11 protein-coding genes are annotated in these 18,366 nt (G+C 63.5%); 5 read left to right on the top strand and 6 right to left on the bottom strand.

Going from position 1 to position 18,366, the window contains the following annotated elements; all coding sequences use genetic code 11:
- Window positions 1–117: 117 nt before the first annotated feature.
- Window positions 118–711, top strand: a complete 594-nt coding sequence (locus tag EO245_RS05535; protein WP_234026971.1) for a hypothetical protein — start codon at window positions 118–120, stop codon at window positions 709–711.
- Between the two features lie 356 nt (window positions 712–1,067).
- Window positions 1,068–4,295: a TonB-dependent receptor domain-containing protein gene (locus tag EO245_RS05530; RefSeq protein ID WP_128891988.1), complete on the top strand. Its 3,228-nt coding sequence runs from the start codon at window positions 1,068–1,070 to the stop codon at window positions 4,293–4,295.
- A gap of 88 nt (window positions 4,296–4,383) precedes the next feature.
- Here EO245_RS05530 and clpB read toward each other — a convergent pair whose 3' ends face one another.
- Both clpB and EO245_RS05520 read right to left on the bottom strand, forming a co-directional pair.
- Window positions 4,384–6,960, bottom strand: coding sequence for an ATP-dependent chaperone ClpB (gene clpB, locus EO245_RS05525; protein ID WP_128891987.1), 2,577 nt, complete (start codon window positions 6,958–6,960; stop codon window positions 4,384–4,386).
- A 162-nt stretch (window positions 6,961–7,122) separates the two neighbouring features.
- Window positions 7,123–8,565 carry an ATP-binding protein gene (locus tag EO245_RS05520; protein WP_128891986.1) on the bottom strand — a complete coding sequence of 481 codons (1,443 nt, stop codon included), beginning with the start codon at window positions 8,563–8,565 and terminating at the stop codon, window positions 7,123–7,125.
- 127 nt (window positions 8,566–8,692) lie between these two features.
- Here EO245_RS05520 and EO245_RS05515 point away from each other — a divergent pair, with 127 nt between their 5' ends.
- From EO245_RS05515 to EO245_RS05505, 3 genes are all read left to right on the top strand, one after another.
- Entirely contained in the window at window positions 8,693–10,915 is a 2,223-nt protein-coding gene (locus EO245_RS05515) for a penicillin acylase family protein (protein ID WP_128891985.1), read from the top strand.
- A 52-nt stretch (window positions 10,916–10,967) separates the two neighbouring features.
- Window positions 10,968–13,904: a pitrilysin family protein gene (locus tag EO245_RS05510; RefSeq protein ID WP_128891984.1), complete on the top strand. Its 2,937-nt coding sequence runs from the start codon at window positions 10,968–10,970 to the stop codon at window positions 13,902–13,904.
- Between the two features lie 72 nt (window positions 13,905–13,976).
- The gene (locus tag EO245_RS05505; protein ID WP_128891983.1) at window positions 13,977–14,282 is read left to right on the top strand and encodes a hypothetical protein; all 306 of its coding nucleotides are present in this window, start codon (window positions 13,977–13,979) and stop codon (window positions 14,280–14,282) included.
- A gap of 84 nt (window positions 14,283–14,366) precedes the next feature.
- On the opposite strand, the gene EO245_RS05500 is transcribed toward EO245_RS05505, so the two are convergent.
- The 4 genes from EO245_RS05500 to EO245_RS05485 form a co-directional block, all read right to left on the bottom strand.
- Window positions 14,367–14,969 (bottom strand): hypothetical protein, encoded by a 603-nt coding sequence (locus EO245_RS05500; RefSeq protein WP_128891982.1) that lies wholly within the window; start codon window positions 14,967–14,969, stop codon window positions 14,367–14,369.
- Entirely contained in the window at window positions 14,966–16,177 is a 1,212-nt protein-coding gene (locus EO245_RS05495) for a M48 family metallopeptidase (protein ID WP_128891981.1), read from the bottom strand. Before EO245_RS05495 ends, EO245_RS05500 begins: the two co-directional genes overlap by 4 nt.
- A complete protein-coding gene (locus tag EO245_RS05490) occupies window positions 16,177–17,214 on the bottom strand; it encodes a hypothetical protein (RefSeq protein ID WP_128891980.1) in 1,038 nt (345 codons plus the stop codon). The genes EO245_RS05495 and EO245_RS05490 overlap by 1 nt, the downstream gene beginning before the upstream one ends.
- A 104-nt stretch (window positions 17,215–17,318) precedes the next feature.
- The gene (locus EO245_RS05485; RefSeq protein WP_164931266.1) at window positions 17,319–18,272 is read right to left on the bottom strand and encodes a sensor histidine kinase; all 954 of its coding nucleotides are present in this window, start codon (window positions 18,270–18,272) and stop codon (window positions 17,319–17,321) included.
- Between the last annotated feature and the right edge of the window lie 94 nt (window positions 18,273–18,366).

The raw sequence follows: 18,366 nt of genomic DNA, 5'->3' as shown, positions 1-18,366 counted from the left end.
CGCCCGAATGTGCGCCGTCTAGGCCAACGCAAGGGTTCTTCGCAATCGCGCAAGCCCGTTTGGCGTGGGGAAACTGGCGAGTGTGACTTTCCAGTTACAGTTGGTTTCCACGCCTGCATGTGCGAGCAATATGGCGAGAAATTACCCGATTCCCGGAGGTTGTTCGTGACCCGTTCAAGCAAGATTATGACGCTCGGCCTGTGTGTATCTGTCGGCCTCTTGGCATTTAATGCCCAGGCACAGGATCAATCGGCCACTGACTCGCAAGGCAATTACCTAGATCGCCTCAAGGAATGCCAGGCGGTTGAAAACAATGACGAGCGCCTTGCCTGCTACGACCAGGCAGTCGGACAGGTCGTCAAGGCCACCGAGGAAGGCGAAGTCAGGCTGCTCGACAGCGAAGACGTCATGAAGACGCGGCGCAGCCTCTTCGGCTTCAACCTGCCCAAGATCGGCCTGTTCGGCGGCGGCGACGACGAGGACGAAAAGGAACTGTTGACCTCCACCATCACCAGTGTCCGCTACTACGAACGCGATGCGTTTGTTTTCCGGATCGAGGAAGGCGGTGCGGTGTGGCGGGTGGCCGATGCGCCCATGCGCCTGGCCCGGGTGAAGGTCGGCGACACGGTCGAGTTCGAACGCGCGGCGCTCGGTAGTTACTGGGTGCGAATCAACGGCCAGAACGGCGTCAAGGGACGGCGGATCGAATAACCCTCGGCACGCACCGGATTTGGTGACGCAAGAAAATAGGCCCGGTTGCAAATCGCGACCGGGCCTTTTTGCGTTCGGTGATTCTACCTTCGAGGGCGCAGCCAACCGCTGTGTCCGCACCCGCTTTCAGGGCGAAAAACCCCACCAAAGCAGTGCTGGGCGACAGTTGTGTTGCCGATGCGACACAGAATGCCTGCAAACTCGGAATTTTGGCCTGAATCCGATTGATACCCTGCCCCCGGTAAAGCATCCCCCTCCGATGCGCGTCGGTCTGGGGAAGGCTGGCGAGCTCTTACAAGAATGATTTCATTCAATCCGGCCGGGTCGTACCGGCTTCCTATGGGGACTGGAAACTCATGAGAAAAACCTCTTCAACCATCGGCCTTGCGAAGGGCCGTTTCTTTGCAGGCGCAGGCCTCGCGGCAATGTCGCTCGCCGCATTCGCCACGCCTGCCTACGCGCAGGACGCGGATGCTGACGCTCCCGACTGCATCGATGCCGACGGCAACGGCGTCTGCGACAGCGCAGAAGCTCCGGCCGAACAGCAGCTCATCATCGTTTCGGGTACGCGTATCGCGAAGCCGAACCTCGACTCGCCGGTTCCGGTTACGACGGTTGAAGCAGGTGAACTCCTCAACGACGGCGCCCTCTCCCTGGGCGACGCGCTGAACGACCTTCCGTCGCTTCGTTCGACCTTCAACACCTCGAACTCGCAGCGCTTCATCGGCACCACCGGCCTCAACATCCTCGACCTTCGCGGCCTCGGCACCAGCCGTACGCTGACGCTGGTCAACGGCCGCCGCCACATCACGGCGAGCGCCGGCGACTTCCAGGTTGACGTGAACACCATCCCGTTCGAACTGCTCGAGCGCGTGGACGTCGTGACCGGCGGTTCCTCGGCCGTTTACGGTTCGGACGCTATCGCAGGGGTCGTGAACTTCGTCCTCAAGCGCGACTACGAAGGTTTCGAAGTCAGCGGCCAGGCCGGTATCTCGGAGCGCGGCGACAACGGCCGTTACAACATCTCCGCCGCTTGGGGTAAGAACTTCGCAGACGGTCGTGGTAACGTCGCCCTTGTCGGTGAATATACCAAGATCGACCGCGTGCTGAACTCGCAGCGCCCGGACATCTCGGGCTTCGGCATCGGCTTCACCAGCTTCGTGACCGTCGACAGCGACACCGAGCTCAGCAACTCGGACGGCAATCCGGACACCGTTCTGCAGGACAACCTGTTCCTCGACTTCATTTCTGAAGGCGGTACGGTTCAGACGTTCTGTATCTTCGGTGCAGCGGTCCAGCCGCTCGCCTGCGACGCGGCAGGCAATGCAGCTCGCCTGCGCTTCGACCAGAATGGCCGCCTGTTCCGTGAGGAGAATGGCCAGAGCTTCAACGGCCTCGCCGTTGGCGGCACCGGCTCGGCTCTCGCTGAAGGCACGCTGATCCCGGACATCGAGCGCTACAACATCAACCTGCTTGCAAGCTACGAAGTGAGCCCGGCGTTCCGTCCCTACATCGAAGCGAAGTATGCTCGCATCGATGCTCTCGGTCAGGGCACGCCGACTTTCTTCAACAGCTTCTGCGGCGGTTTGAGCGGCGCTTCGGGTCTCAACCCGAGCTGTGCGGATGGCGCGACTTCTGCGTTCTTCTTCGTCGATTTCGACAACGCCTTCCTCAACCCGGCGGACGTTGTGACGCTGCGTCAGATCCAGGACGAGCTGCTGCAGGGCTTCGGCTTCCCGCCGGGCGTCGGCGGAGCGGCTTCGCAGGGCTTCTTCATCAACCGCAACAACACCGACTTCGGTACGCGCAACGATGATGTGACCCGCGAAACCTGGCGCTTCGTTGCCGGCTTCGAAGGCGATATCGCTTCGAACACCCGCTACGACGTTTCGTTCACCTATGGTCGTTTCGAAAGCAACCTCGCTGCCCAGAACCAGATCATCTACCAGAACACGCGCAACGCGGTCGACGCCGTGCGTAACGGCAGCGGCCAGATCGTCTGCCGCATCAATGCCGATGCCGACACGACGAACGACGATGCAGCTTGTGTGCCGATCAACATCTTTGGCTTCGGTGCACCGAGCCAGGCGGCACTCGACTACATCCTGACCAACTCGACGCTGGACGATAAGGCCGAGCAGTACGACTTCCTGGCCTACATCAGCACCGACAGCTCGCCCTTCTTCGAGCTTCCGGGCGGTCCGGTTTCGGTCGTCGTAGGTACTGAGTGGCGTCGTGAGACCGCTTACTCGGTTCCGGATGCCCTCTCGGCTTCGGGCGCGACCTTCTTCAACGCCTTCAGCGAATTCGATCCGCCGGCACTCGAAGTTCTCGAGTTCTTCGGCGAGCTCGAGATTCCGCTTCTCGCCGACATGCCGTTCTTCAACGAACTGACCGTGTCGGGTGCTGCGCGTTACTCGGACTACAACTCGGGTGCTGGCCAGACCGGCGGCGTCTGGGCGTACAACGGCAACCTGATCTGGTCGCCGGTCGAAGACCTCCGCCTTCGTGCGAACTACTCGCGCGCAGTGCGATCGCCCACGCTCAGCAACCTGTTCTCGCCGGCAACGGAGAACTTCCTGTTCCTGAACGACCCGTGCGATGCTGCGAACATCAACAACGGTACGGCAACGCGTGAAGCGAACTGCCGCGCCGACGGTGTTCCGGTGGGCTTCACCGATCCGGTGACGGGTAACCGTTCGGTCCTGCAGGGCGGTAACCCGTTCCTCGAGGCTGAAACTTCGGACAGCTGGACCGTCGGTGCAGTCTTCCAGCCGAGCTTCCTTCCGGGTTTCTCGGCATCGGTCGACTATTACAACATCGACGTCGCCCGCGTTATCGCGAACATCAGCGGCAACCAGATCCTCGCAAACTGCTACGACGCGCCGGATCTGAACAACAACTTCTGCCCGCTGGTAGCTCCGCGTGAAGCCGACGGTTCGCTCGCAACGACGAACGCGCTCAACATCGCGCCGATCAACTATGCGAACCTGACCGCAGAAGGTATCGACTTCGACGTTCGTTACTCGCACACGTTCGACAACGATGACCGGATCAGCCTCCGTCTCATCGCAACGCACGTGCTCGACCGCACGAACTTCCTCGATGTCGACAACCCCGACCTGCCGAACCGCGTGAAGGGCGAACTGGGCGATCCGGAATGGGCGTTCAACTTCAACGCTTCGTATCGTCGCGGTCCGATCACGCTGTCCTATGGCATGCGCTGGATCGACAAGCAGTTCATCGGCGCTGCCGAGAACTACGTGCCCTTCACCACCGAGTGTATCTCGGACGGTGCCGGTGGCGGTGTCATTCCGCGTACCACGACGGCTTGTACGGTGGGCGAACTGGTTACCGCTCCGCCGGCAAACCCGGACTTCACCGCAGAAGTGTACTACCCGGTCCGCGCGTATCACGACATTCGCCTGGACTTCCAGGTGAACGACCAGTTCAACTTCTACGCTGGCGTCGACAACCTGACCGACAAGCTTCCCCCGTTCGCCCTCACGGGCGGCGGTGCAGGCTCGGGTATCTTCAGCAACACCGGCCGTTACTTCTTCGCCGGTTTCACTGCCGACTTCTAAGTCGCGGCAGACCTGCAAAAAGAAAGGCCCCGGGAAACCGGGGCCTTTTTTGTTGGGTCGGTCGCAGGGACCGGAAGGCGGGTTTCGATCAGGCCACGGCCATCTTCAATTCGCCGTCGCCCTCGTCGATCTTGACCGTGGTCCCATCGGGAATCTCGCCCGACAGGATCTTGTCCGCCAGCGGGTCCTGCAGATAGCGCTGCACCGCCCGCTTCAGCGGCCGCGCGCCATAGACCGGATCGTAGCCGACCCGCCCAAGCCACTTGAGCGCACCATCGGTCAGGTCGAGCTCGATCTTGCGATCCTTGAGCAGCTTCTGGACGCGTGCCACCTGGATCTCGACGATCGGAGCCATGTGTTCCTGGCCGAGGCGGTGGAACAGGATGATCTCGTCCAGCCGGTTGAGGAACTCGGGGCGGAAATGCCCGCGCACCACGTCCATCACCTGCGGCTCGACATCGGCGACCTTCTGGTCGTCGGTCATCTGGCTGAGGAACTGGCTGCCGAGGTTCGAAGTCAGGATGATCAGCGTGTTGCTGAAGTCCACGACCCTGCCCTGCCCGTCGGTCAGGCGCCCGTCGTCGAGCACCTGCAGCAGCACGTTGAAGACGTCGTTATGTGCCTTCTCGACCTCGTCGAACAGCACGACCTGGTAGGGCCGGCGCCGCACGGCTTCGGTCAGCACGCCGCCTTCCTCGTAGCCGACGTAGCCCGGAGGGGCACCGATCAGGCGTGCGACCGCATGCTTCTCCATGAACTCGCTCATGTCGATGCGGACCATTGCCTGGTCGTCGTCGAACAGGAACTCGGCAAGCGCCTTGGTCAGCTCGGTCTTGCCGACGCCGGTCGGGCCGAGGAACAGGAACGAGCCGAGCGGACGGTTCGGATCCTGCAGTCCGGCACGTGAGCGCCGCACGGCCTTGGAAACGGCTTCGACCGCCGCGGCCTGCCCGATGACGCGCTTGCCGATGATCTGCTCCATCTGCAGCAGCTTCTCGCGCTCGCCTTCGAGCATCTTGTCGACCGGGATGCCCGTCCAGCGTTCGACCACCGAGGCGATGTCTTCCTCGGTGACTTCCTCGCGCAGCAGGGCGTTTTCGGTATGGCCCTTGGCTTCCTCGAGCTTCTTTTCGAGCTCGGGGATCGTGCCGTAGGACAGCTCGCCCGCCTTGGCGAGATCGCCCTGGCGCTGCGCCTGCTCGAGTTCGATGCGCGCTGCATCGAGCTCTTCCTTGATGCGGCTCTCGGCATGGATCTTGTCGCGCTCGTTCTGCCAGCGGGTCGTCAGTTCGGATGACTGCTGCTCGAGATTGGCAAGCTCCTCGCGAAGGGTGGCAAGGCGATCCTTCGAGGCATCGTCCTTTTCCTTCTCGAGCGCCTGCTCTTCGATCTTGAGCTGGATGATCCGGCGATCGAGCGTCTCGATCTCTTCCGGCTTGCTCTCCACTTCCATGCGGATGCGGCTGGCGGCCTCGTCCATCAGGTCGATCGCCTTGTCGGGCAGGAAGCGGTTCTGGATGTAGCGGTTGGACAGCTGCGCGGCCGCGACGATTGCCGCGTCGGTGATGTTCACCCCGTGGTGCAGCTCGTACTTGTCCTTGATGCCGCGCAGGATCGAGATCGTGTCCTCGACGCTCGGCTCCTCGATGAAGACCGGCTGGAAACGCCGCTGCAGCGCGGGGTCCTTCTCGACATACTTCTGGTATTCGTCGAGCGTGGTCGCACCGATGCAGTGCAGCTCGCCGCGCGAAAGGGCGGGCTTGAGCAGGTTGGAAGCATCCATGCTTCCCTCGCTCGCGCCGGCACCGATCAGCGTGTGCATTTCGTCGATGAAGAGGATGATGTTGCCATCCGAACCCTTCACCTCGTCGAGCACCGCCTTGAGGCGTTCCTCGAATTCGCCGCGATATTTTGCGCCAGCGATGAGCGCACCCATGTCGAGCGACATGAGCGTGCGGCCCTTGAGGCTGTCGGGCACGTCGCCATTGGCGATGCGCAGCGCGAGGCCTTCGGCAATCGCGGTCTTACCGGTGCCGGGCTCGCCGATCAGCGCAGGGTTGTTCTTGGTACGACGCGCGAGGATCTGCACCGTGCGGCGGATTTCCTCGTCGCGGCCGATGACCGGGTCGAGCTTGCCGTCGCGCGCGGCCTGCGTCAGGTCGCGAGCGTATTTCTTCATCGCATCGTAGCTCTCTTCGGCACCGGCGCTGTCGGCGGTGCGGCCGCCGGTCACTTCCTGGATCGCCGCTTCGAGCGACTTCGCATCGACACCGGCAGACTTGAGCGCCTTGCCGGCATCATTGTCCGCAAGCGCGAGCGCCTGGAGGAGGCGCTGGACCGGTACGAAGCTGTCGCCCGCCTTTTCGGCAAGCTGCTCGGCCTGGTCGAGCGCGCGCACGGCATCGTTGTCGAGCCCCGGCGTCTGCTGCGCTCCGCCGCCCGATACTGCCGGGATCTTGCCCAGCGCGGTATCGATTTCGGTAATCGCGACGCCCGGGTTGCCGCCGGCGCGCTGGATCAGCTGCGCGGCCATGCCCTGGTCGTCGTCGAGCAACGCCTTGAGCAGGTGCGCAGGCGAGATCCGCTGGTGGTTCATGCGGATGGCGACGGTCTGCGCGGCCTGCAGGAAACCCTTGGCGCGGTCGGTGAATTTTTCCAGATTCATCGAAATTCCCTCACTAAATTCCCGCTCGATATGGTGTTGTATATTTGCAACACAAGCCCTCTCCCGCAAAAATATGCGAGGTGTATTACCGACATATAGGACCTTGCAGCGGGCGCGCGAGGGTCTGGATCAAATTTTTCGGAAATTCGCCTTTGGGCTGCGTCAGTTGACGCCCTGCTCCAGCCCCGGGACCATGATGGTACGACCGCCGCCGAACTCCTCGCGAATGACGATCAGGCCGAGCTTTTCCAGATGGTCGAGGAGGCGACGGATACGCCCGGGCGAACTCGAACCATAAACCCGCGCGAGTTCTTCCTCGGCCGGGGCGCTCTCGCCTTCGATATTCGCGGCCGCGATGGCGAGAAAGGGCGCGAGGACATCGTCCTCGACATGGGCTGCAAGCGACATGACGCGCTGCCGGTCGTCTTGTGTCAGCCGGTCGATACCCGAGCTTGCAATGGCGAAGCGGCGGCGGAATTCGCCCATGTCGGGCAGCGGCCCGATCAGGCGCTGGCTGCGGCAGCGCAGGAGGAAGGTCTGGTAGAGCGCGCTCGCCGACTGGAACGTGCTGCCGTCCTCGCGCGCAATGGCGAGAATGGTCTCCTCCACCTGCTCTGCGATTGAAGGTCCGTCGAGGTCGATCGGAGCTTCCGGCGGCTCCGCCTTGGCCGAGCCGATGCTTTGCGCAAGTTCCTCGACCTTCGGTGCAGGCGGGGGTGGAGGAGGCGATGGCCGCTCATCGACATCGCTGGCCAGCTCGGACAGGAGCAATTGCTCCATGTCCTCCGGCGCAGCTTCGGGGAGCGGCATCAGCCCGCCGACCTTGGCGATCTTGCCCGACTGGACGGGGCCGATCTTGACCGCGACCGGCCTGCGGCTGATCGCCGGGCCAAGCGCAAGGAAATGCCCGCGCTCCAGCTCGCGAATACGCTCCGCCTGGCGGCGTTCCATGCCGAGCAGGTCTGCCGCGCGGACCATGTCGATATCGAGGAAGGTGCGCCCCATGAGGAAGTTCGATGCCTCGGCAGCGACGTTCTTCGCGAGTTTCGCAAGCCGCTGCGTCGCGACGATCCCGGCAAGACCGCGCTTGCGCCCGCGGCACATGAGGTTCGTCATCGCGCCAAGCGTCATGCGGCGCGTATCCTCCGCGATCTCGCCGGCGACGGAAGGCGCAAACATCTGCGCCTCGTCGACCACGACAAGCGCGGGATACCAGTGCTCGCGCGGGGCATCGAAAAGCGCGGTGATGAACTGCGCCGCACAGCGGATCTGCTGCTCCACCTCGAGCCCTTCGAGCGCGAGGACCACGCTCGCGCGGTGCTCGCGGATCCGGCGGGCGAGTGCCTCGATCTCGGGCGGCGAATAGGCCGCGCCGTCGATCACCACATGGCCGAAGATATCGGCGAGCGAGGTGAAGTCGCCTTCCGGGTCGATCACCACCTGCTGCACCATCTTCGCGCTCTCTTCGAGCAGGCGGCGCAGGAGGTGCGACTTGCCGCTGCCCGAATTGCCCTGCACCAGCAGGCGCGTGGCGAGCAGTTCCTCGATGTCGAACCGCACGTCCGCGCCCGACATTTCGTGGCCGATGGTGATTTCCGCTTTCACATCACACGGGTAGCGAGCCGAATCCGGCGACCGGAAGATGCCTCGCCGACTTATCCCGAAGGAATCGCTTTCCCCTTCACCCGTCCCCCGCTTCCGGCTAGCACTGCGCAGCAAGAGGAGAATGTTGATGGGTCGCATCGGCTTTGCCGTGCTCGGATTCGTGCTTGTCGTATTTGTCGGGCTGATCACGTGGGAGCCGTTCCACGCGGAGGCTGGCGAACCGCCCGCCACCACCCGCATCTACGAAGCCGAAATCGTGCGCAGCGAGTTCGGCGTGCCGCACATTTATGGCGAGACCGATGCCGACGTCGCCTACGGGGTGGCGATCGCCCATGCGGAGGACGACTTCTTCACCCTGCAGGATGTCATGGCCATGGCGCGCGGACGCTATGGCGCGATCGCGGGCGAAGAAGGCGCGCAGGTCGACTACGTCTACCACTTGCTCGACGCGCGCGGCACGGCACAGCGCCACTATGCGAAGCTTCCGGCCGACACCCGCGAACTGTTCGAAGCCTATGCGACCGGCCTCAACCAGTATGCCGAAGAACATCCGGGCGAACTCAAACTCGCCAACCTGTTCCCGGTGAACGGCGAGGATATCGCCGCGGGTTTCGCACTGCGCCAGCCGTTCTTCTTCGGCCTGAACAACGTCATCGAACCGCTCGTTTCCGGTGCGCCGCTACGCCCCGAATTCGGCCCGGCGATACCGGAAGAGGACCTGACCAGGCAGCCGGATGCCGAGCCGATCATGGATGGCGAAGAGCCTGCGACCACCGCCTCGCGCCGCGCCCTGCCGATCTACATGGGCGAGGACGGCGCGCTCGCGGGCTCCAACGCCTGGGCTATTTCGCCGGAGAAATCGGGCGACGGGGTAACGCGGCTCGTCTCCAACGCACACCAGCCGTGGCGCGGCGGTGTCGCGTGGTACGAGCTGGTCGTACAGAGCAACGAGGGCTGGCACTATGCGGGGGCGAACTTCCCGGGCAGCCCCTTCCCCTTCCTCGGGCACAACGAAACGATCGGGTGGACCAACACGGTCAACCGCCCCGACCTCGTCGACATCTACCAGCTGGAAATGGACGAGAGCGGGACGCGCTACCGTCTCGATGGCGAATGGCGCGAGCTCGAAAGCCGCGACATCGTGCTGCCGGTGAAGCTCGGCCCAGTTACGCTTCCGGTGCCGCAAACCGTCTATCGCAGCGTGCACGGTCCGGTCATCGCCAACGACAACGGTTATTTCGCGATCCGCTACGGCGGCATCGACAATCTCGGCCAGCTCGATGCCTATTACCGGCTCAACAAGGCGAAGGACCTGACCGAGTTTCGCGAAATCCTCGGCCGGATGGACATTCCCAGCACCAATTTCGTCTACGCCGACAAGCAGGGCAACATCGGCTATTTCTACAACGCCGCGATCCCCGACCGGCCCAAGGGGTACAACTGGCGCAGCGTCCTGCCGGGCGATGACAGCGCCGCGATCTGGCAGGGCACCGTCGATTTCGAACGCATCCCGCAGATCGTGAACCCCGCGAGCGGCTGGCTCTATAATGCCAACAACACGCCCTTCTCCGCCGCGGGCAAGGGAAGCGACCTCGACCCGGCTGCCTTCGCGCCTGAACTCGGGGTGGAGCTGAAGACGACCAATCGCTCTCGCCGGGCGACCAAGCTGATGGAAGCGACGCCGGTCATCGACCGGGCCAATCTCGAGCGCATCAAATACGATGTCGCCTACGAGCGCGCGGGCTATCTCGCCCAAATGCTCGACGAGGTGGCCGCGCTCGACCTGTCGGGCGATGCCAAGCTGGCCGAGGCGCAGGCGCTCCTCGCCCAGTGGGATTTTACCGCCGACAGCGTGGGCCGCTCGGATGCGATCGCCCTGCTGATGATCAAGCCCTTCATGTCGGCGGAATACCAGAACAAGGAGTGGCCCGACGCGCGCGAGGAACTGGAGCGCAGCGTCGACCACCTGATGGAACATTTCGGCCGCCTCGACCCGCCGATGTCCGAACTGCTGCGCCTGCGCCAGCCGCTGGGTCCGAATGCGGTCGACCTGCCGCTCGATGGCGGGAGCGACACGTTGCGCGCCTCGACGACATGGTCGGTCGACGAGGATGGCCGCCTCTCGGTTCGGCATGGCGACAGCTTCGTGATGTTCGTCGAATGGGAGCCTGGCAAGCGCGTCCGCTCTGAATCGATCCAGCCTTTCGGGGCTGCGACCACTCGCCCGCGCAGCCGCCATTATGCCGACCAGGCGCCGCTCTTCGTGAGACATGAGTTAAAACCGGTACATTTCTGGCGCGTTGATGCGCTGCAGAATGCCACTCGTCGAAAAACGGTCAGCAATCGCTGAACCTGCTGCAAGCAATTCCACCGCAATCCACGCAACAAGGGGACTGAAACCTATGCGCAAATCCTTCGCTACCGCGAGCCTCGCGGTCATCGCATTCTCGCTTGGCGCCTGCTCGAACTACGCGGACGTCGAAAGCACCGCGCAGGCGGCAACCGACGAAGCGGAAATGATCGCCGAAAGCGCCGACATGGCCGAGCCGGCACCGGTTGCCGAGCTCATCGAAAAGGTTTCGATCCCCTACGACCAGTTCCAGCTCGACAACGGCCTCACCGTCCTCGTCCACGAGGATCGCAAAGCCCCGATCGTCGCGGTCAGCGTGTGGTACAACGTCGGCTCGAAGCACGAGCCGGAAGGCAAGACGGGTTTTGCCCACCTGTTCGAGCACCTGATGTTCAACGGCTCGGAAAACGCGCCGGGCGACTTCTTCGAACCGCTGCAGCAGGTCGGCGCAACCGACTTCAACGGCACCACCTGGTTCGACCGCACCAACTATTTCGAGACCGTGCCGACCGGCGCGCTCGACCGGGCGCTGATGCTCGAAAGCGACCGCATGGGCTATTTGCTCGGCGCGGTCACGCAGGAGAAGCTCGATAACCAGATCGGCGTCGTCCAGAACGAGAAACGCCAGGGCGACAACCAGCCCTACGGCCTCGTCGAGTACGAGGAGCTGGAGAACCTCTACCCCTCGGGCCACCCCTATCACCACTCGACCATCGGCTCGATGGACGACCTGTCGTCCGCGACGCTGGAAGACGTGAAGCAGTGGTTCCGCGACAATTACGGCCCGAACAACGCGATCCTCGTCCTGTCGGGCGATATCGACACCCCCACGGCCAAGGCGAAGGTGACCAAGTGGTTCGGCGCGATCAAGCGCGGGCCTGAAACCCGCAAGGTCGAAGCGCCGGTCCCGACGCTGCCGGAAGACAAGTCGAAGACGATCTACGACCAGGTCGCGACTACGCGCATCTATCGCATGTGGGCGGTCCCCGGCCTCGACAATCCCGACTACCTGCCGCTTTCGGCAGGCGGCATCGTGCTGGGCGGCCTCGCCTCCTCGCGCCTCGACAACGTGCTGGTACGTGAGAAGAAGCTTGCCGTGCGCGTCGTCGCGCGCGCATCGATCTTCGCCCAGGCCGGCCAGTTCACCGCCTACGCCGATGCGGCTCCGGGCGTCGATCCCGACGTGGTTGCTGCCGCGCTCGACGAGGAAATCGCCAAGTTCATGGTCGAAGGTCCGACGCAGGACGAACTCGACCGCGCTCTAACGACCTATGCCGCAGGCGAAATCCGCGGCCTCGAACAGAACGGCGGTTTCAGCGGCAAGGCACCGACGCTGGCCGAAGGGCTGCTCTACCAGGGCGACCCTGCCGCCTATCGCAAGGCGCTGGAGCGCGCTGCGACGCTCACCCCGGCACAGGTTCGCGATGTGACCGCCACCTGGCTCGCACGACCGGTCTTCAAGCTACGCGTCGAACCCGGCGAGCGGCAGGAAGGTGGCGAGAACCGCGGCGGCTTCGTGATCGAAGGCGGCGACAGCTCCGGCCTCGCCAGCCCGGCGTTCTATTCCAGCCCGATCTCGATGCAGGGCGCATCGAGCGTGGCCGAGGCCGACCGTTCGCAGCTGCCGGAAGTGGGCGAACTCAAGCCGCTCGACTTCCCGGATATCGAACGCGCCACCCTGTCGAACGGGATGGAAGTCTACTTCGCACGCCGCCCCGGCGCGCAGGTGGTCATCACCCGCGTCCAGTTCGATGCCGGTTTCGCAGCCGACCCGCGCGACAAGCTCGGCCTGCACTCGCTCATGCTGAGCACGATGAATGAAGGTACGACCAGCCTCGATTCGACCGAGTTCGCGATCGAGCAGGAACGCTACGGCGCGCGCATCAGCGCCCGTTCGGATGCCGACAGCACCTATTTCGATCTCGACGCCCTCGCTCCCAACCTCGAGCCGTCGCTCGACCTGCTGGCCGACTTCGTGCGCAATCCCGCGTTCGATGAAGGCGAGCTGGAGCGCGTGCGCACCCAGCAGCTCACCCGCATCAAGAACGAGCTGAACAACCCGGCGGCAATCGGCCAGCGCGCCCTCGCCCCGATCCTCTACGGCCCGGATCACCCTTACGGCATGCCGCCGACCGGCACCGGCGATCCGGAGGTCGTGGCCTCGCTCACATCGCAGGAGCTGCGCGACTTTCACCAGATGTGGCTGCGCCCGGACCGCGCCCGCGTCTTCATGGTCGGCGACATGTCGGTCACTGAAGCGACTGCGCTGCTCGAGAAGACCTTCGGCAATTGGGAAGCGCCCGCCGTCACCGCACCGGTGAAATCCTACGAGGCCCCGATTCCGACCCAGCAGGGCTCGCGCATCGTGCTGATCAACCGCCCGAATTCGCCGCAGTCGGTGATCCTCGGCGGCCGCGTGCTTGACGGCATGGGAACCGACGACAACGTCTCGCTCGCAGCGGCCAACGAGGTGTTCGGCGGCAGCTTCCTCAGCCGGATCAACATGAACCTGCGCGAGACCAAGGGCTGGTCATACGGCGTCCGCAGCCTGCTCCAGCAGCCGCAGGATCGCCTCGGCTTCCTGATCTACGCACCGGTCCAGGCCGATCGCACGGGCGATTCCATCACCGAACTGCTCAAGGACCTGACCGCCTATACCGACGGCCAGGGCGTGACCGAGGAAGAGCTCGTCCGGCTCATCAACGGTAACGTTCGCGAACTGCCCGGCCGGTTCGAGACGAGTGGCGACGTGCTTGGCGGGATCGCCAACATCGTCACCTACAACCGTCCCGACGACTACTACGAAACGCTCGCCGACAAGTACAAGGCGCTGACCGCCGAAGAACTGGACGCGAAGGCCCTTGCCAATTTCAAGGGCGACGACCTCGTCTTCGTCGTGGTAGGTGATGCCTCGGTCGTGGAGCCGCAGCTCGAAGCACTTGGCCTACCGGTCGAAGTGCGGGAGATGTCCGGAACGGACGCCGAGTGAGCTTGTTGACATTGATGTAAGCAGGGGCAATGCAGCCCCTGCGCTAAGTTACGCACACAAGAGGAGTTCAATATGTCTGTTGCAGGAACCTACGATACCGTCGTGAAGAGCCCGATGGGCGACCAGAAGGGCACTTTCACCGTGGTCCCGGGCGACGACGGCAACACCTTCACCGGCTCGATGGCCGGCGGCATGGGTTCGATGGATGTCGACGACGGCAAGATCGACGGCAACACGCTGACCTGGAAGATGAACATGACGGTCCCGATGCCGATGACGCTCAACTGCGAAGCGACGGTCGACGGCGACCAGCTGACCGGCAAGGTCAACGCCGGCGCGTTCGGCGACATGGCCCTTACGGGTGAGCGCCAGGGCTAAGCCCCGGCTCTTCTACAAGCCAAAGAGAAAGGGCGCCGAGGGGATACCCCGGCGCCCTTTTTCGTGGCTGCGATGCAAGCGAGCTCAGCCGCCCATGCGCGCGCTTTTCATCAGCGCCTCTGCCTTGGCGAGGTCGCGGTCGAAATAATAGACCGACGGCGCGATGTAGCTGGCAAGGAAGAGCTTGCCGTCGACCATCGTGCCCATCGCCATTCCCTTGCGGATCAGGGCGTCGTTCTGGATGCCGTAGTGAAAGGTGAACTTCACGCCCGGCTGACCGGCGAAGGTCGTCGGTTCGACCGACTCGATCTCGAACAGCGAAGTGCCGAGCGCGGTGCGGGTCGAGCTTTCGTAGAATTCGGGGATGTCGGTCAGCAGCATGCCACTCGCCATCTTGGGCAGCGGATTGCCCTTCTTGTCGAATTCCTTGAACAGCGTCTTGCCCTCGTCGAGGCCGCCGACGAAGTAGACTTCGTTGAGCGTCGTGCCTTCGAGCGTCCAGATCTCGCTGCGCTTGATCGGGCGGCTGGTGTTGCGGTTCCAGTCGACCGACGGGGTAATCGTCAGGTCGGACTTGGCGACTTCGTGCGACTGGCCGCCTTCGACCAGCTTCCAGCCTGCATGGGCAGGCGCGGCAGCGACGAGGGAAACCGCGGCTGCGGCGAATGCGATAGACTTCAGTTTCATAGCTGTACTCCTGCGACCATGGCGATCATCGGCGCATCCGCCGCATTGGGCGATCGCCGCAAATATTCCTTGAGATCGGCGCGGCCTTCGTCGGCCTGCCCCAGTTTCATCCTGACGAGGCCGCGGCCCCGCCAAAGTTCGGCAATCTCCCCGCCGCCGGCGATGGCTTCGTCGTAGAAACCCGCTGCCTCGGCGAACCTGACCTTGTCGTTCTGGCGCCGGTAGAGCTCGGCCCGCGCATAGAGCAGGCCGGGCGTCCAGCCGTCGGACGCGAGGCTTTCGAGGAGGAATTCGCTCCCGCCGAAATCGTTCAGCTTGAGCTGGTCCTCGACGAACTCGGGCCAGTACTGGACCATCGCCTGGCGGAACTCCTGCTCGCCCGTCGCACCGGGCACACCCGGGTTGGCGAGAGCAGCTTCGCGCAGCGTCTCGACCCGCTCCGCGCTGGGCGGATGAGTGCCGAAGAGGCCGCCGTTCTTGTCCTTGCGGCTCTTGGTATTGCGCGCCTCGGCAGTGCGATCCATCTCGTCGCGCAGGCGCGACCAGATCTTCGCGATCTCCGCCGTATCGTATCCGGCCTTCGCGAGGTAATCGACGCTACCGGCATCTGCATCGCGCTCCATCTCCCGCGAGAAGCCGAAGATCGAGGTGAGCAGGCCGAGGCCGATGAGACCGCCGAACGGGATCAGGTTGAGGAACCCGGCCGCATTGGTCTTGTCCTTCGCATTGCGGAACAGGCGCACCGAATGGCGCTCCTCGAAATGCGTGTACTCGTGGCCGAGAACAGCAGCGAGTTGCGCCTCGTTCTCCATCCGTAGCAGCAGGCCCGACCAAACTTCCATCATGCCGTTGGGCGCCATGGTCGCGTTGAACTGCGGCGTGCGCACGATGTAGAGGCGCACGTTGGCGCATTTCGCCTCGCCCACCGTCTTGCACAGGACGGATTTTACGTAGGCGTTTATCTGCTCGTCGTGGATCACGAGCGGGGAGGTTTTCCGGTCCCGCTCGATCTCGTCCATCTGCATCCACAGACCGCGCTCGTCATCGTCCGTCGGGACGTAGAGCGCCTCGATCGATGCCGCCTGGCTGTCGGCGGCCGATGCAGCCGCCTGAGCCGCCTGTTGCTGCGCCGCGAGCGGCGTGGCGGCGAGCGACGTGCCCGCCAGCCAGAGAGCCGCCCGCGCCGTAAGGCCCGGACGGCGCAGCATCAGTTCGGTGCTCCGGAAGAAGCAGCCGCGCGCTGGCCCGGCTTTGTCGGCATGCCGGTGAGGATAGTCGCAACCATCTTCTGCGCGCCGTCAACTTCGCGAACGTCGCCTTCCGAGCCACGCTGGACGTTGAACCAGACGATGTTGCCGGTTTCGAGCTCGACCAGCGAGACATAGGCAACATGCGTGCCGCCCGAGACGATCATGCATGCACCGATGAGGCAGCCGAGCGCACCTGCGACCTGCATAGCCTTGCGGCCGCCACTGGCGAACTGGTCGTTGGTCATCACGAACAGGCCGTAGTTGGCGTCCGCCACCTCACCCAGCGCGGCAGTGCCCGGGCCGAGCGTGTATTCGAAGGTTTCCTTCTGGGTCGGCAGCTTGCCGCCACCGTAATTGTACTTGTGCGCGATGATCGCATCGACGACTGCGCCGTGGAGTGCGTCGTAGTCGGCAACCAGCTTGTCCGGATCGATCACATCGCCGGCGCGTTCGGTCGCGCAAACGCGGATTTCACGCTCGAGCTCCGCTTCGGCGGCAGCCTTGGCCTGAGCTTCTGCAGCGAGGCGCGCTTCTTCGCGTGCCGCGAGCTCTTCTGCGGTGAGTTGGACGGCCTCATCGACCGCGTCTTCCATCATCGCTTCGGCTTCGACTGCGGCTTCAGCCTCGGCCTTGGCAGCGAGTTCGGCCTTTTCCTGCTCGGTGCACTGCGCGAGAATGGCGTCCTGGCGGCGCTGGGTATAGCCGGCCAGCTGCGTTTCCATCTCGACGAAGTTGATCTCGCGACCTTCGAGTTCGGCCTTCAGAGCCGCGTGGATGTTGGTGCGGGCAGCTTCGGTCCATTCGGCATTCGGTTCCGGCATGCCGCCAGCCTGCAGCTCGCCTACATCGACGTCCGGCCGCATCAGCACGACCGTGACTTCCTTGCCAGCCGGAAGAGCATAGCCCTGCAGCGCGAAGTCCTTCGTGCGCGCAGCAGCGTGCACAGGATAGAGAAGCTGCGCGACAAGCGCGCAACCAAGCGCAAATTTTCTCATGTGGAACGACCCCCGTATGTGTCCCTGTTAGATATACGTCCGTGCTCTATTTTAGTTCGGAAGAAAATCCCGAATAGTATTTGAGCGACATTTGGGCGAAAATATCACCGGTTCATGCGAATAACGCAAACCCGTCCTTCGGGTTCGAAGCCGAGTTCGACTTGGCCGTCCGGGCCGAGGGCGCTCCCGATCAGGCGTGAGCCGAAACCCTGGCGCGGTTCTGGAGCGCGGGGTGGCCCTCCGCTCTCGGTCCAGGTGGCAACGACATGGCCGTCTTCGTCATCGGCAAGCGAGAACCGCACGCGGCCCGTATCGTTGGCGAAGGCGCCGTACTTGATCGCATTGGTCATCAGCTCGTGGACGATCATCGCGAAGCGCTGGGCCTTGCTTGCCGGCAGCTGGACCTTGCTTTGCACGTCGAAGTCGATCCGGTCGCGAAACTCGGGATAGGCGTCGATCTCGCGCCGGACGATATCTTCCGGCGCAATCTGTTCGTCGAGATCGAGCGCGATCAGATCATGCGCCCGGGCGAGCGCAGCAACGCGGCCGGCGAGGCTTTCGGAGAAACTTGCCACATCACCGCCATCGCGCGCTGCCAGCGTGATCATCGCCTTGATCATGGCGAACAGGTTCCGCACCCGGTGATCGAGCTCGCCATTGAGCAGGCTTAGGCGGTCTTCATTGTGCTTCGTCTCGGTAATGTCGATCACATGGCCGATCAGCTTGGCGACCTGCCCGCTATCGTCCTTCAGCGGCGCGCCAGCCGCGCTGATCCAGCGGCGCTGGCCATCGGCGCGCTGGATCGGGCATTCGAAGACCCATTCATCTCCGTGCTGGATCGCGTGCTGCTGAAGGGCGTCGACCCGCTCGCGGTGCTCCGGATCGATATGCGTCAGGAAGATGTCGTACGTCCATTCGGGCAGTCCATCGGGGTAGCCGAATATCTCGTCATGCCTGCGGTTTCGCCAAGCCTTACCCGATGCGACGTCGAGTTCCCATGCGCCCATTCGCCCCACGTTCAGCATGAGACGCAGGTGGTCGATACTCGATTCGGCCAAAAACCCCAGGTCAGGCATCAGCCCAATCTAGCTTGGAAATACCGAACCGCACGCAAAACTTAACATCGGTGCAGTTTCAATGCGTTAGCGACGT

This window comes from Erythrobacter sp. HKB08, assembly GCF_004114695.1.
Lineage (GTDB): Bacteria > Pseudomonadota > Alphaproteobacteria > Sphingomonadales > Sphingomonadaceae > Parerythrobacter_A.
This window is presented reverse-complemented; position numbering and strand designations above follow the sequence as displayed.

Excerpts from the sequence above, each read along its gene's own strand:
- EO245_RS05530 (WP_128891988.1), top strand. The coding sequence starts at position 1,068 with ATGAGAAAAACCTCTTCAACCATCGGCCTTGCGAAGGGCCGTTTCTTT.
- EO245_RS05495 (WP_128891981.1), bottom strand. The coding sequence starts at position 16,177 with ATGCTGCGCCGTCCGGGCCTTACGGCGCGGGCGGCTCTCTGGCTGGCG.
- EO245_RS05510 (WP_128891984.1), top strand. The coding sequence starts at position 10,968 with ATGCGCAAATCCTTCGCTACCGCGAGCCTCGCGGTCATCGCATTCTCG.
- EO245_RS05505 (WP_128891983.1), top strand. The coding sequence starts at position 13,977 with ATGTCTGTTGCAGGAACCTACGATACCGTCGTGAAGAGCCCGATGGGC.
- clpB (WP_128891987.1), bottom strand. The coding sequence starts at position 6,960 with ATGAATCTGGAAAAATTCACCGACCGCGCCAAGGGTTTCCTGCAGGCC.
- EO245_RS05490 (WP_128891980.1), bottom strand. The coding sequence starts at position 17,214 with ATGAGAAAATTTGCGCTTGGTTGCGCGCTTGTCGCGCAGCTTCTCTAT.
- EO245_RS05515 (WP_128891985.1), top strand. The coding sequence starts at position 8,693 with ATGGGTCGCATCGGCTTTGCCGTGCTCGGATTCGTGCTTGTCGTATTT.
- EO245_RS05500 (WP_128891982.1), bottom strand. The coding sequence starts at position 14,969 with ATGAAACTGAAGTCTATCGCATTCGCCGCAGCCGCGGTTTCCCTCGTC.
- EO245_RS05535 (WP_234026971.1), top strand. The coding sequence starts at position 118 with ATGTGCGAGCAATATGGCGAGAAATTACCCGATTCCCGGAGGTTGTTC.